12 protein-coding genes are annotated in these 14,351 nt (G+C 71.7%); 7 read left to right on the plus strand and 5 right to left on the minus strand.

Features of this window, described 5'->3' with window-relative positions; all coding sequences use genetic code 11:
• Positions 1 to 134 precede the first annotated feature (134 nt).
• Positions 135 to 719, minus strand: coding sequence for a TetR/AcrR family transcriptional regulator (locus tag AB0A74_RS26570; protein ID WP_358253521.1), 585 nt, complete (start codon positions 717 to 719; stop codon positions 135 to 137).
• 76 nt (positions 720 to 795) lie between these two features.
• On the opposite strand from AB0A74_RS26570, the gene AB0A74_RS26575 reads away from it, so the two are divergent.
• Complete coding sequence (locus AB0A74_RS26575) at positions 796 to 1,944, plus strand: YbfB/YjiJ family MFS transporter (protein WP_358253523.1); 1,149 nt, start codon at positions 796 to 798, stop codon at positions 1,942 to 1,944.
• Here the strand turns inward: AB0A74_RS26575 and AB0A74_RS26580 are convergent.
• Positions 1,941 to 2,798 (minus strand): SAM-dependent methyltransferase, encoded by an 858-nt coding sequence (locus AB0A74_RS26580; RefSeq protein ID WP_358253525.1) that lies wholly within the window; start codon positions 2,796 to 2,798, stop codon positions 1,941 to 1,943. The genes AB0A74_RS26575 and AB0A74_RS26580 overlap by 4 nt on opposite strands.
• Before the next feature lie 60 nt (positions 2,799 to 2,858).
• Between AB0A74_RS26580 and AB0A74_RS26585 the strand changes: the two genes are divergently transcribed.
• A complete protein-coding gene (locus AB0A74_RS26585) occupies positions 2,859 to 4,559 on the plus strand; it encodes an alpha-glucosidase (RefSeq protein ID WP_358253527.1) in 1,701 nt (566 codons plus the stop codon).
• Between the two features lie 59 nt (positions 4,560 to 4,618).
• Here AB0A74_RS26585 and AB0A74_RS26590 read toward each other — a convergent pair whose 3' ends face one another.
• Both AB0A74_RS26590 and AB0A74_RS26595 read right to left on the minus strand, forming a co-directional pair.
• Complete coding sequence (locus AB0A74_RS26590; protein ID WP_358253529.1) at positions 4,619 to 4,891, minus strand: GlsB/YeaQ/YmgE family stress response membrane protein; 273 nt, start codon at positions 4,889 to 4,891, stop codon at positions 4,619 to 4,621.
• Positions 4,892 to 4,949: 58 nt separating this feature from the next.
• The gene (locus tag AB0A74_RS26595) at positions 4,950 to 5,882 is read right to left on the minus strand and encodes a YihY/virulence factor BrkB family protein (RefSeq protein WP_358253531.1); all 933 of its coding nucleotides are present in this window, start codon (positions 5,880 to 5,882) and stop codon (positions 4,950 to 4,952) included.
• Between the two features lie 137 nt (positions 5,883 to 6,019).
• Between AB0A74_RS26595 and AB0A74_RS26600 the strand changes: the two genes are divergently transcribed.
• The 4 genes from AB0A74_RS26600 (at position 6,020) to AB0A74_RS26615 (ending at position 12,680) form a co-directional block, all read left to right on the plus strand.
• Positions 6,020 to 6,688, plus strand: a complete 669-nt coding sequence (locus tag AB0A74_RS26600) for a polysaccharide deacetylase family protein (protein ID WP_358253532.1) — start codon at positions 6,020 to 6,022, stop codon at positions 6,686 to 6,688.
• An 8-nt stretch (positions 6,689 to 6,696) separates the two neighbouring features.
• Positions 6,697 to 7,926, plus strand: coding sequence for an SGNH/GDSL hydrolase family protein (locus tag AB0A74_RS26605; RefSeq protein WP_358253534.1), 1,230 nt, complete (start codon positions 6,697 to 6,699; stop codon positions 7,924 to 7,926).
• 120 nt (positions 7,927 to 8,046) lie between these two features.
• Positions 8,047 to 8,403 (plus strand): MmcQ/YjbR family DNA-binding protein, encoded by a 357-nt coding sequence (locus tag AB0A74_RS26610; RefSeq protein WP_358253536.1) that lies wholly within the window; start codon positions 8,047 to 8,049, stop codon positions 8,401 to 8,403.
• A 581-nt stretch (positions 8,404 to 8,984) separates the two neighbouring features.
• A complete protein-coding gene (locus AB0A74_RS26615) occupies positions 8,985 to 12,680 on the plus strand; it encodes an NPCBM/NEW2 domain-containing protein (RefSeq protein WP_358253622.1) in 3,696 nt (1,231 codons plus the stop codon).
• Between the two features lie 79 nt (positions 12,681 to 12,759).
• On the opposite strand, the gene AB0A74_RS26620 is transcribed toward AB0A74_RS26615, so the two are convergent.
• Positions 12,760 to 13,227, minus strand: coding sequence for a PaaI family thioesterase (locus AB0A74_RS26620; RefSeq protein WP_358253538.1), 468 nt, complete (start codon positions 13,225 to 13,227; stop codon positions 12,760 to 12,762).
• Between the two features lie 379 nt (positions 13,228 to 13,606).
• Here AB0A74_RS26620 and AB0A74_RS26625 point away from each other — a divergent pair, with 379 nt between their 5' ends.
• Complete coding sequence (locus AB0A74_RS26625) at positions 13,607 to 14,341, plus strand: DUF6292 family protein (protein ID WP_358253540.1); 735 nt, start codon at positions 13,607 to 13,609, stop codon at positions 14,339 to 14,341.
• Positions 14,342 to 14,351 lie beyond the last annotated feature (10 nt).

Below are 14,351 nucleotides of genomic sequence, written 5' to 3' on the forward strand. Positions count from 1 at the left end.
GCGGCTACTTCCTGGCCGGCGGCGGGCAGTGGCGGCTGATGCTCGCCATCCCCGGGGCGGCGGGCGGCCGGTGTGGCGGGCGGCCGGTGTGGCGCTGGCGGGTGTGGCGCCGGCGGGTGTTGAGCGTGCCGGGGTCAGGGGTGGGCGGTTGCGAGGAGGGCGAGGGCGGCGGTGCGGGCGTGGGTGCCCACCGCTTCCGGGCCGTGTTGGTCGGCGACGATGGTCGCGCCTTCCAGGAGCATGAGCAGTTGGCGGCCGACGGCGTCCGGGTCGGCGCACTCCGCCCGGCGCGCGATGTCGGTCAACAACGCCAAGTGCTTGTTCAGGTGTCGGGACGTGATGGCGCGCACGCGTGGCGCGTGGTGTTGGGCTGCCGCGTTCACCAGGGCGCACCCCCGGAACGTGGGCTCGGAGTACCAGGCCCGCAACGCGTCGAACACCGCGGCCAAGCGAGCGGCGGCGGAGTCCCCGGCGGCCTCCGCGGCGTCGGCCAACCAGCGGGTCACGCGCTCGCTGCGCAGCTCCAGCACGGCGTCCACCAGGTCGTCCTTGGTGCCGAAGTGCCGGTAGAGGGTCTCCTTGGACACCCCGATCAAACCGCACAACTCGGCCACCCCCACCCCGTCCAGACCGCGCTCGTAGAACACACGGGTGGCGGCGTCGAGGATCGCCGCACGGGTGCGGGCGGGATCGACGGTGGAGCCTTTCGCCACGGGCACGGACCAGATCGTACCGCTCGGTTCGATCCGCCTGTTAGCGTGATCGTACCGATCGGTTCGATCTGCTGGAGGTGGCATGGGCCGGGACGGAGCGGTGACAACTCGTTTCGCAGTGGCGGCAAGGCTGTCGTTGGGGACCGCTTCCGCGCTCGGCTTCGCGCGTTTCGCGTATGGGCTCGTGCTGCCGGGAATGCGTGATGATCTCGGCTGGACGCTCGCCGCAGCGGGCGCGATGAGCACCGCCAACGGGCTCGGCTACCTGGTCGGCGCACTCGCCGCCGCGCCACTGGTCCGCCGCCTCGGCACGACCGCCGCGTTCCGCTGGGGCATGGCGACCACCGCGCTCACCCTCGCGGGCATCGCCGTCAGCGCCGACTTCACCGTCCTGCTGGTGGTCCGGGCCGCGTCGGGGGTGTCCGGCGCGCTGGTGTTCGTGACCGGCGGGGTGATCGCGGCGCGGGCGAACGTGCTGACCGTGTACTTCGCGGGCGCGGGCCTCGGGATCGTGGTCAGCGGCGCGACGATCCCCGCGCTCGGCGACCACTGGCGCGTCGTCTGGCTCGGCATGGGGCTCGCCGCCGCGCTCGCGACCGCGATCTCCTGGACCGCCGCCCGCACCGAGGACGCGCCCGGCGACGCAGGGGGGAAGGCCGACCTCCGCGCGCTGGCGCCGGTCGCCGTGGCCTACGCGCTGTTCGCCGTCGGGTACATCACCTACATCACGTTCCTGTCCGCCTACCTCGCCGACCGCGGCACACCGGTCGTGGGCGTGGCGTTGACGTGGACCGTGCTCGGGCTGGCGGTGGTGTGCGCGCCGGTGCTGTGGGACCGGCCGTTGCGGACGTGGCCGGGTGGACGGGCGTTGGCGGCGGTCCTCGCGTTGCTGGGTGCGAGCGCGGCACTGGCGTTGACGGGCGCGGTGGTGCCCTCGGCGGTGTTGTACGGGTTGACGTTCATGTGCGTGCCGGCGGCGGTGACGGTGTTGATCAAGGCGCGCGCCGCCGACCCGACGGCGACGCTGGCCGCGTTCACGACGGTGTTCGCCGCCGGGCAGACGGTCGGGCCGTGGTTGGCCGGGCTGGTGGCGGACCGGACCTCCACCGACGCGACCCTGGTGTGGACGGCGGTGCTGTGCTGGGCGGGCGCGGCCGTGGCGCTGGCGGTGCGCCCGGAAAACCAGCGGGACCGGGAAACCGAGCTGCGGAGACGAGCGGCCGGTCGCTAGCGGACCCGGCCGACGCCCGCGTAGACGCCGCGCGCCGGGCCGTCCGGGTCGGTGACGCCGGGTTCCGGGCGCCACAGGTCGGCGTCCACCAGGCCCGGCTCGACCAGGTCCAGTCCGGCGAACAGCGGCGCGACCCGGTCCAACGGCCGGAAGAACATGGGGTTCGGGCTGTTCGCCATCGTCTCGGCCACCTGCGCCATGCTCTCGGCGTCGAAGTCGGCGGTCAGGTGCGAGATCGCCGCGAAGCTGCCCGCGGGCAGCGCCGACAGGTACCGCCCGACCAGCCCGGCCGGGTCCCGGTGGTCGGGCACGAAGTGGAACACGGCCACCAGCAGCAGCCCGACCGGCTCGTCGGTGGCCAGCAGCGCCCGCACGGCCGGGTCGGCCAGCACGGTGTCCGGGTCGGTCAGGTCCGCCTCGACCACGGCCGTCCGCTCGTCACCGTCGAGCAGCAGCCGGCTGTGCGCGACCGCCACCGACTCGAAGTCCACGTACACGACCCGGCTCTCGGGGTTGGCGTCGCGCGCGATCTCGTGCACGTTGCCGACCGTCGGGATGCCCGAGCCCAGGTCCAGGAACCGCGTGATCCCCTGCTCCGCCAGGTACCGCACGGCCCGCCGCAGGAACGCCCGGTTCGACCGGGCCACGCGGCGCGCGTTGGGCAGCACCTGCTCGATGCGCGCGGCGGCGGCGCGGTCGGCGGCGAAGTTGTGGCCGCCGCCGAGCAGGAAGTCGTAGACGCGCGCGGCCGACGGCCGGGTCGTGTCCGTCTCGTCGGGCACCCAGGTGGTCTGGTCGGGCAGCCAAGCGCTGGTGTCGGTCACGTCGTCCCCCGGCGAACTCGCGTCGATCACGGCGCGCCCACCCTAGCGGTCCGGCTGCGCGGCTCCGTGCCGGCGGCCATGCTGGGACGCGTGACCGTTGAGCAGACACCGCCGTGGTGGACCTCCGCCGTCGTCTACCAGATCTATCCGCGCAGCTTCGCCGACTCCGACGGTGACGGCATCGGCGACCTGAACGGCATCACCGCGAAGCTCGACCACCTGGCCCGCCTGGGCGTGGACGTGGTGTGGCTGTCGCCGGTGTACGCCTCGCCGCAGGCCGACAACGGCTACGACATCTCGGACTACCAGGACATCGACCCGGTGTTCGGCACGTTGGCCGACTTCGACCGCCTGCTGTCCGAGGTGCACGCCCGCGGCATGAAGCTGATCATGGACCTGGTGGTCAACCACACCTCCGACGAGCACCCGTGGTTCGTGGAGTCCCGGTCGTCCAGGGACAACCCGAAGCGCGACTGGTACTGGTGGCGACCGCCGCGGGAGGGGTTCGCGGCCGGTGAGCCGGGGGCGGAGCCGACCAACTGGGAGTCGTTCTTCTCCGGCCCGACCTGGACCCTGGACGAGCCGACCGGCGAGTACTACCTGCACCTGTTCGACCGCAAGCAACCGGACCTGAACTGGGAGAACCCGGAGGTCCGGCAGGCGGTCTACGCCATGATGCGGTGGTGGCTGGACCGCGGCGTGGACGGCTTCCGCATGGACGTCATCAACGTGATCTCCAAGGACCCGGACCTGCCCGACGGCGCGCTCACCGGCACCAGCGGCCTGGGCAACGGCTACCCGCACTACGGCACCCGGCCGCGCGTCCACGACTTCCTGCAGGAGATGCACCGCGAGGTCTTCGAGGGCCGCGACGGCGAGTACCTCACGGTGGGGGAGATGCCCGGCGTCACGTGGGAGCAGGCGCGGCTGTTCACCGACCCCGCGCGGCGCGAGGTGGACATGGTGTTCCAGTTCGAGCACGTGGCGCTGGACCACGGACCGGGCGGCAAGTTCGACCCGAAACCGCTGGACCTGCGCGACTTGAAGGCGTCCCTGGGCCGGTGGCAGACCGCGTTGCGCGACGTCGGCTGGAACTCGCTGTACTGGAACAACCACGACCAGGCCCGCGTGGTGTCCCGGTTCGGCGACGACGGCCGGTACTGGCGCGAGTCGGCGACCGCGCTGGCCACCGTGCTGCACCTGCACCGCGGCACGCCGTACGTGTACCAGGGCGAAGAACTCGGCATGACCAACGCGAGGTTCACCGGCCTGGAAGACCTGCGCGACGTCGAGTCGCTCAACCACTACCGGCACGCGGTCGCCGCGGGAATGCCGCCCGAGACCGTGCTCGACGGCATCCACCGCATGGGCCGCGACAACGCCCGCACCCCCGTCCAGTGGGACGCCTCACCGCAGGCGGGCTTCACCACCGGAACCCCGTGGATCGCGGTCAACCCCAACCACGCCTGGCTCAACGCGCAGGCCCAGTACGACGACCCGACCTCGGTGTTCCACCACTACCGCCGCCTGATCGAGTTGCGGCACACCATGCCGGTGGTGGCGCTGGGCGACTTCCACATGCTGCTCGCCGACCACCCGCACATCTACGCCTACCAACGGGAACTGGACGGCACCCGCCTGCTGGTGGTCGCGAACCTGTGCGGCGGCGAGCAGTCCGCCGAGCTGGACTGGCCGGACGCGGAGCCCGTGCTGTCCAACACCGGGGAACTCCGGCGCGAGAACGGGAAGATCACGCTGGGGCCGTGGGAGGCGCACGTCCTCGTCGGTTAGTCCACAAAGGACTGGGCCGCCCCGGAGCGTTCGGGGCGGCCCAGGCGACGCTACGCCGTTCAGCTCAAGCGTCGTCGTCCGTACATGCCGGCCGCCAGGCTGACGCCGACCGCCGCCAGCGCGACCTGGATGATGACCTCGATCCAGTCGATGCCGCGCGTGTCGCCGACGCCCAGGGCGTTGGCGATGAACGTGCCGATGAACGCGGCGACGACACCGACGAGGATGGTCAGCCAGATCGGGATGCTCTGCCGGCCCGGCAGCACCAGTCTGCCGAGCGCACCGATGATGAGGCCGACGACCAGCGCGCTGATGATCCCGGTCACCGTCATGGTCCGTCTCCTTCCCGAGCTTTCGTGTTGAGCCGCCTGTACCCCGGGGCGGCTCGAATCATGCGTCCATCGCCCGGGTGTCACGGGGCGGAGCCACCGGGTCACTCCCGTCGGACTGCCCGGCGTGCATCCGGCGGCCCCGCTCCAGCTCGGCGTCCAGCTCCGCGCCCAGCAGCAGGGCGAGGTTCGAGATCCACAGCCACACCAGGAAGATGATCACCCCGGCGAGCGAGCCGTAGGTCTTGTTGTAGGAGCCCGCGTTGGCCACGTACAGCGCGAACCCCGTCGAGGCCACCGCCCACGCGAGCACCGCGAGCATCCCGCCCGGCGTGATCCACAGCCACGACGGCTGCCGCACGTTCGGCGACGCCCAGAACAGCAACCCGATCGCCAGGCTGGCCAACAGGAACAGCACCGGCCACTTCGCGATGTCCCACACCGTCACGAACGTCGAGCCCAGGCCCAGCGCCTCGCCCAGCCACTCGGCGACCCCGCCGGTCAGCGTGACGCCCAGGCCGGTCAGCGCCAGCAGCACCACGACGCCGATGGTCAGCGCGAGGCGCAGCGGGATGACCTTCCAGAACGGCCGGCCCTCCTCGACGTCGTAGATCGAGTTCGCCGCGCGCATGAACGCGCCCACGTAGCCGGACGCCGACCACAGGGCGGTGACCAGGCCGACGATCGCGAGCGGTCCGGCGATCGCGCTGGACTTCTGGAGGTTGTCGATGGCGCCGATGATCAAGTCCTTGGCCTCGCCCGGTCCGAGCAGGTCGAGACTGTCCTTGATGGACTGCGTGGCGTCGGGTCCGAGGAGCCCCAGCAACGAGGTCAGCAACAGGATGCCGGGGAACAGCGACAGCACCGCGTAGTAGGTGAGCGCGGCGGCCCAGTCGGTGAGGTTGTCGTCGTTGAACTCCTTGACCGTCCGCTTGAGCACGGCCCACCAGGAGCGCTTGGGCAGGTCGGTCGGTGCGTCGGGTGCGTGCGCCATGCGAGACGGGTTACCCGGGCCGGCCGCGCGTACACGCCAGTCGAGACACGAAACATCCGCGAAACCCCTGGCTGGCGGTCGAATGGCGGACGGATAGTGGGCCGGCGTCCCGGCCGTCGAGGAGAAGAGGTGCACGGATGCGGTGGAGAACCGTTCTGCTGACCACGGGTTTGCTGCTGGGGCTCACGACCGGAACGGCGGGCGCCGAGGGCGCGGAGATCGTGGACTCGACCCGCCACGGCGGGCGCACGGTCGCGTTCACCTTCGACGACGGGCCGAACCCGGTCGACACGCCCCGGTTGCTGCGGGTGCTGCGCCAGCACCGCGTCAAGGCCACGTTCTGCCTGTGGGGTGAGCGGGTCGAGCAGCACCCGGAGGTGGTGCGGGCGATCGTCGCCGACGGGCACAAGCTGTGCAACCACAGCTGGTCCCACGACGACCTCGGGTCGGCGACGCCCGAGCAGGTCAGGGCCGACCTCGAACGCACGTCCGCCGCGATCAACCGCGTGGTGCCCGGGGTGCCGATCCGGTACTTCCGCGCTCCTTACGGCAGTTGGGGTGCGACGCCGGAGGTCGCCGCGTCGCTGGGCATGACGCCGTTGGGCTGGCGGCTGGCGATCGGCGACTGGGACCCGCCGCCCAGCACGGACGAGTTGGTGCGGCGGTTGCGCGACGGCATCACCGAGGGGGCCGTGGTCTTGATGCACGACGGTCCGGCCAACCGGGCGAACACCGTTGACGCCGTGGACCGGATCGTGCCGGAGCTGCGGCGCGCCGGGTACCGGTTCGACCGGCCCGCGCGGTGAGGTCGGTCGTGCGGCGGTGGGGTCTGTTGGCGGTCCTGCTGCTCCTGGTGCCGGTCCCGGTCGGGTCGGCGGTCGCGGGCGGGTCCTCGTGGGTCGGGGCGTGGGGGACGTCGCCCACCGGCGTGCCCGCGTCGGACACCACGACGTTCGAGGACCAGACGTTGCGGCAGGTCGTGCACCTGTCCACCGGTGGGCGGCAGGTGCGGGTGCGGCTGTCCAACGAGTTCGGCACGCAGCCGCTGGTGATCGGCGAGGCGCGGGTGGGTCGGGGCGCCGGCGGGTCCGCGGTCGTGCCCGGGACCGACCGGCGGCTGACGTTCGGCGGGCGCGGGTCGGTGACCGTGCCGGCGGGGGCGCCGGTGGTGAGCGACCCGGTGTCGTTGACCGTCGCCGCCGACTCGGACCTGGTGGTCAGCGTTTACCTGCCGGTGCGGGTCGCGGCGACGACCGTGCACGCTTTCCCTTACCAGGACGGGTACGTGGCGGCGGGGAACGTCGCTGCGCAGCCGGCCATCACGCCGACGGCGGTGCTGGGCAAGTGGCACTTCCTGACCGGGGTGAGCGTGTCCGGTGGCGGGTCGACGGTGGTGGCGTTCGGCGACTCCATCACCGACGGCGCGGAGACCACGCGCGGGGCGAACCGGCGGTGGCCGGACGTGCTGGCGCGGCGGTTGCACGGTCGGACGGGCGTGGTGAACGCGGGCATCAGCGGCAACCGCCTGCTGCACGACCCGAACCCGCCCGCCGGGCACCCGGCGGAGAACTACGCGGCGTACTTCGGCCAGTCGGCGCTGCGGCGGTTCGACCGGGACGTGCTGGCCCGACCCGGCGTCGGTCACGTGGTCGTCCTGCTGGGCGTGAACGACCTGGGTCACCCCGGCACCGTCGCGCCGCCGTCGGAAGCCGTGACCGCCGAGGACATCATCACCGCGCACCGGCTGTTGATCGCCCGCGCGCACGCCGCGGGCCTGCGGATCATCGGCGGCACGATCACGCCGTTCAAGGGTGACACGTTCGGCTTCTACAGCCCGGCGAACGAGGCGGCGCGGCAGGCGGTCAACCACTGGATCCGGACGTCCGGCGAGCACGACGGGGTGGTCGACTTCGACGCGGCCCTGCGCGCGCCCGCCGACCCGGAACGGTTGCGCGCGGAGTACGACAGCGGCGACCACCTGCACCCGAACGACGCCGGCATGGCCGCGATGGCCGCGGCCGTGCCACTGCACCTGCTGCGCTGAGCGCTTCGTCGCGGTGCGGTTGTTCCCCTCCGATCCGGCGTGGGGTCCTCAACGCGGAGGACCCCACGCCGCCTCCCCGTCCGGGTCCTATACTTCGCGGGACTTTTTCGGGGGATTGCGGTGGGTGTGCGAAGCGACGAGTTCTTCCGGGTCGTGAACGGGCTCGCGGAGGTCAAGCGCGGGGAGAGCGGGACGTACAGCTCGTTCAGCGTGCGGGGCAAGAAGTTCGGCTACTACTGGCCGCGCACGCAGACCGTGGGGCTGAAGCAGACCCTGTCGGAGCAACTGGCGCTGGTGGCCGAACGCCCGGACGTGTTCGAGGAGCAGTTCACGGCCGGCGGCTTCGGCTGGGTGGTCGTGTACCTGGAGAAGATCGACCTGCGAGAACTGACGGAACTCGTCTTCGAGGCCTGGCGCCTGACCGCGCCGGAAGACCTGGTAGCCGAAGCCGAAGACCCGGCCCACCTGACGAAGTGACTTTCGAGCCGGCGCAGACACCCGCCGGCCAGACGGGCGGCGCGGCGTGACGGGCGGCGCGGCGCGGCGTGACGGGCGGCGCGGACTGGCGGGGTCCCGGTCCGCGCGCGACTCGCGACTCCCGGCCCGAGTTCTCGCGGCTGCCCGACCCGTGACTGCCCGCCTCTCGGGCCCGGGAGCGCCACCCTCCGTCATCAGCCCGCCCGGCCTCGGCGGCTCGGGTGTCCGGTCCGTGGGTCCAGGGGGCCGTCGACCGCGCTCCTTGTTTACGGGACGCGTGAGTCGGCGTTTGGTCGCGGATCCTGTCATTCACACGATTGGGTGATGCCTGTTTCTGCTGGTCAGAGGCGGTTTCGGAGCCCAACGGCCAAGAGCTTGGCGCGGCACCCGCCCCTCCCCGAGGGGCGCTCGCCGGAAGAAATTTCCGGGCTTGTGGCTGGTGACTTTGGCGCGCTCATGCAGTAGACATGCCCCTGGTGCCCAAAGTTGCGCAGAAAGGGGTTGTAGTGAGCAACTCTGAGCGACAATCGCGCAGAAAGCTGCGGAAGGTCTGGAAGGTCGGGGTCGCTGCGGCCTTGGTGGTGTCGTTGTCACCCGCCCCACCGGCCGCCGCCGCGGGCGGGGAACTCGGGGCCGTCACCGGGTTCGTCGCCGACCAGGCCACCTACACGCTCGACGCCGGCGCGGCGAAGGTGCGCGTGTCCTTCCTGGCCGATGACGTCTTCCGGATCTGGCTCGCCCCCGACGGCACGTTCACCGACCCGGCGAACACCGCGCCCGAGGACCCGTCGCAACCCTCCTCGAACATCGTCGTCAAGAACGACTACCCCACCCCGACCACGCGCTGGTCCGACCGGGGCGACCACTACTCCCTGCGCACCGCCAAGGCCGAGGTCCGCGCGCGCAAGAACCCGCTCCGCTTCTCCCTCCACCGCCTCGACGGCTCGACGATCTGGTCCGAGGTCAAGCCCCTCACCTGGACCGACACCGCCACCACCCAGACGCTGGCGCGCCAAGCCACCGAGCAGTTCGTCGGCGGCGGCATGCAGAACGGTCGGTTCTCGCACCGCGGCCAGACCATCCGGATCTCGCGCGACTTCAACTGGACCGACGGCGGCAACCCCAACGCCTCGCCCTACTACATGAGCACCGCCGGCTACGGCGTCCTGCGCAACACGTTCGCCCCGGGCTCCTACGCGTTCACCGAACCGCTCGCCACCAGGCACGACGAGAAGCGGTTCGACGCGTACTACTTCGTCGGCGACATGAAGACCTCGCTCGACCGCTACACCGAACTCACCGGCCGCCCCTTCCTGCCCCCGCTCTACGGCATGGAGTACGGCGACTCCGACTGCTACAACCGCGGCCACTACCGCCCCGGCCTCGACCCCGACCCCGGCAACGACTGGAAGTACCACCCGGAGAAGGAAGTCACGCCGGACGCGGCGAAGATCGCCCAGAAGTTCGTCGACAACGACATGCCCCGCGGCTGGATGCTCGTCAACGACGACTACGGCTGCGGCTACAGCGACGATCGCGACGCCTACATCCCCAACCCCAACCAGGGCGGCGTGGAGAAGTACGTCGGCACCCGCGACGTCGAAGCCCTCAAGAGCACCGGTGACGCGTTGCGCGACAAGGGCATCGAGATGGGCCTGTGGACCGAAGCCGCGCTCGACCGGCAACCCGAGGAGGTCGGCCACGCGGGCGTGCGGGTGCGCAAGCTCGACGTCGCCTGGGTCGGCCCCGGCTACCGGCACGCGCTGTCGGCGTGCGACACCGCCCACCGCGGCATCGAGCAGCACAGCGACGCCCGCGGCTACAGTTGGATGGTCGAGGGCTGGGCGGGCGCGCAGCGGTGCGCCGTGCAGTGGACCGGCGACCACAGCGGCACGTTGGACAACATCAAGTGGCAGATCCCGGCGATCCACGGCTCCGGCAACTCCGGCATCGCCTACGCCGCCGGCGACATCGACGGCATCTTCGGCGGCAGCGCCACCAGCTACGTGCGCGACCTGCAGTGGAAGGCGTTCAACCCCGCCCTGATGACGATGAGCGGCTGGTCGACGCCGAAGTTCAAGCAGCCGTGGGCCTACGGCGAGCCGTACACCGCGATCAACCGGCAGTACCTCAAGCTGCGGGAACGGCTCCTGCCCTACTTCTACAGCTACGCGGCCGTTGCGCACCGCACCGGCGCGCCGATCAACCGGTCGCTGATCCTGGAGTACCCGAACGACCCCAAGACCTGGGACGACACCACCAAGTACCAGTTCCTGGCGGGCAAGGAGTTCCTGGTCGCGCCGGTGTTCACCGACAGCGAGGTCAAGAACGGCGTCTACCTGCCCGAGGGCACGTGGATCGACTACTGGTCCGGTCGCCTGCACAAGGGCCCGACCACGCTCAACGGCTACCACGCCCCGCTGGACCGGCTGCCGCTGTTCGTCAAGGCGGGCGCGGTGGTGCCGATGTGGCGGGACGGCATCAACGGCCACGCCGAGCAGCGGCCCGGCGACCGCGTGACCCTCGACGTCTACCCGAAGGGCCGGTCGTCCTTCGAGCTGTACGAGGACGACCGCGTCACCCGCGCCCACCGCGAAGGCGCGTCGGCCACGCAGAAGTTCGAGGTGATCGCGCCGACCACCGGCCGGGGTGACGTCGTCGTGCGCATCGGCCGCAGCGAAGGCGACTACGCGGGCAAGCCCGCCCAGCGCCCGTACGAGCTGACCGCGCACACCGGCACCAAGCCCGGAGCGGTCGTCGTGGACGGCAAGGCCCTGCGGCCACTGTCCAAAGCGGACTACGCGAGCGCCGAGACCGGTTGGTACTACGACGAGTCTGACCGTGGCGGTGTCGTGAACGTCAAGACCGCGGCCGTCTCGACGGACCGGCAGGCGACCGTCGTGCTGTCCGGCGCCAGCGCGGTGGGCGGACCGCACGCGTCCGACTCGTTCGGCGTCACCGAGCTGGCCGCGCCGGACCTGTGGAACGCGCCCGGCCAGGTCACCGAGGTGACCGCGAGCTTCCGCAACGACTCCACCGCGGTCATGCGGGACGTCACGCTCGGCTTGACCCTTCCGGAGGGTTGGACCGCGCGGGGTGGGGCGGAGTTCCGCTGGGTCGTGCCGGGGCAGACCGTGCAGCGCAAGATCGCCGTCACGCCGAGCGGCAAGGCGGGCCAGTTCACCATCGGTGTGAAGGCCGGCTACACCGCGCGAGGCGCGCAATACGAGAGCACGGCCGTGGCGAGCGCGTTGGTGCCGTTCGGGTCGGTGGGCGAGGCGGCGGACACCGTCGGCATCACCGACGCGAAGACCTTCGCCGCCGGGAAGTTCGACCCCGACGGCAACAGCTTCGCGGCCGAACTGCTCGCGGAGAAGGGGTACGCGCCCGGCGCGAAGGTCACCGCGAACGGCGCGGAGTTCACCCTCCCGGCCGGCGCGCCCGGCACGCCGAACATGGTGAAGGGCACCAACCTGCCGATCCTGGTGTCCGGCAAGGGCGGTCACCTCGCGTTCCTCGCGTCCGGGGCCAGCACCAACGCCACCGGGTCGGTCACCGTGCTCTACACCGACGGGACCGAGTCGCGGCACAGCCTCCAGGTGCCCAACTGGTCGTTCCAGGACGCGGGCACGGGCGGCGCGAAGCTCGCCGTGTCGGTGAAGGGCCGCAACACCCCGACCGGGCCGGCGAACACCGACGTGGACTACCGGCTGTTCTACAACACCGTCGAGCTGACGCCCGGCAAGACCGCGCGGGCCGTGAAGCTGCCCGTCGGCACGTCGATCGGCTTCTTCGCGGCCACCGTCCACGACCGGCCGCTGCCGCCCGCGCCGAAGGGCGAGGCGTGGGTCAGCGACCTGGAGTGGATCAACGCCACCAACGGCTGGGGTCCCGTGGAACGCGACCGCAGCAACAACGAGAGCGCCGGCGGTGACGGAAAGCCGTTGACGCTCAACGGCGTCGTCTACACCAAGGGCCTCGGCGCGCACGCCGTGTCGGACGTGAAGGTCAACCTCGGCGGCACGTGCTCGCGGTTCACCGCGAAGGTCGGCGTGGACGACGAGATGGCCGACCGTGGCTCGGTCGTGTTCAAGGTGGTCGTGGACGGGGTGGAGAAGTACGCCTCGCCCGTGCTGACCGGGAACTCGGCGACGGTGTCGGTGGACGTCGATGTCACCGGCGGCAAGGTGCTCGACCTCGTGCTGGGTGACGGCGGGAACGGGATCGGCAGCGACCACGGCGACTGGGCGGACGCGAAGCTGACCTGCGCGCCTTAGACATCGGGTATGAGATCCGGCAGGGGCCGCGCGGCTTGCGCGGCCCCTGCCGTTCGTCGCGTGCGGCGGGTGTGGCTGGTCAGGTGCGGGGGCGCCAGCGCTTCCAGACGGCGGTGGCTTCGGCGCGGGGCTTGCCGTCCCAGACCAGGGTCACGTCCACGGTGATCTGCGGTTCGGCCGCCTCCTTGACCACCGCGCGCAGCTCGACCGCGTCGTGCAGCGGCGACGGGCGCAGGTAGCGCACGTCCAGACCGGCCGTCACGTACGACAGCGCCGCGTCACCCAGGGGCGGCCAGCCCTGGCGTTCGGCCTCCAGCATCACCGCGGCGGCGCTGTGGCAGTCCAGGACGGTGCCGATGATGCCGCCGTTGAGGTAGCCCAGGCCGTTGTCGTGCTCGGGCCACGGCGTGAACGACGCGATGACCACGCCGTCCGGACCGGGGTAGCTGCGCAGCCGGAGCCCCTTGTCGTTGGCCTGCCCGCAGCCGAAGCACGGCAGCGTCGGGTAGAGGCGTTCCTGGATGCTGGTCAGAGCGGTGCTGGTCACGGCGTCCAATGTAGGCGGCCACCGCAGCGTCACCGGCCCGAGACGCCTGGTAGCGGGACCAGGAGGTCTTCCTCCGCGGTGAGCACCGGCGAACTCGGCTCTCGCGGCGGTGGCGGCGGCGCGGTCGTGGACGTCGAACACGGCGGTCGGGGGGTCTCGGGTTCGATCGCGGCCGTGTCCAACACGGCGGTCGGGGGGTCTCGGGTTCGATCGCGGCCGTCCGGGTGAGCACGCCCCCGAAGCCGTCCCGCCCGGCCCCTCATGTCCCCGACATGACCGGTCACTTGATCGGAACAGCCGCTTTCGGCCGATTCGCTGATCGTCGCGGCGGGGTACCCCTACCTGACGCGGTTGCTCCCGGGGCTGGGCGGTGGTTGCGGTGGAGGACGTGGACTTCGACGACACGACGGCCCGCGAACTGCGCCGTTACGTCGAGCGGATCGGCGACGCGCTGGACCTGTCCGGCGAGTGCTGGTGCTACGACGCCAGTCCGCCCGCCACCGCGTACCTGGCGCTGGAGGGGCGGCTGCCCTCCCACCCCGACCGCGACGTGGCCCTGGTGTGGGACGAGCGGCAGGGGTGGTCGGTGGCGGTGGAGACCGGCTGCGGCGAGGACCTGCTGGTCGTGGCGGACCTGCCGGGCGTGGTCCCGCGGGTGGAGGTGGTGGCCCGGTTCGCGACGCGCCTGCTGCACGGCGACCCGCCGCCCGACCCCGCTCCCGAGTGCGAGGGCCCGAGCCTGCTGGCGCGGCTGCGGGCGGCCAACCGGGCGGAGGTCCTCGCGCCGGTGTCCGTGCACAGCACGCGGCGGCGGGACGCGATCGTGACCATGGTGTCCGGGGAGATCGACGCGGCCACGGTGGACGTGGTGCGGGCGGAACTGGTGGCGCAGCTGGGCAACCGGCCGTCGTCGCTGGTGATCGACCTCGCCGACGTGGACTTCCTGGGCGCGCGGGGTATCGCGATGCTGATCGACGTGCACCGGCGGGCGCTGCGCGCGCACGTGCCGGTGACCGTCGTGGTCACGACCGCCCGCGTGCTCAAGCCGATCCGGGCGACCGACGCCGACCACGTCCTGAACATCTGCCCGCCGGCCCGCAGCGAAGGGGCGTGATCGCGCGTCG

The organism is Saccharothrix sp. NPDC042600 (genome assembly GCF_040647305.1).
Taxonomy (GTDB): domain Bacteria; phylum Actinomycetota; class Actinomycetes; order Mycobacteriales; family Pseudonocardiaceae; genus Actinosynnema; species Actinosynnema mutabilis.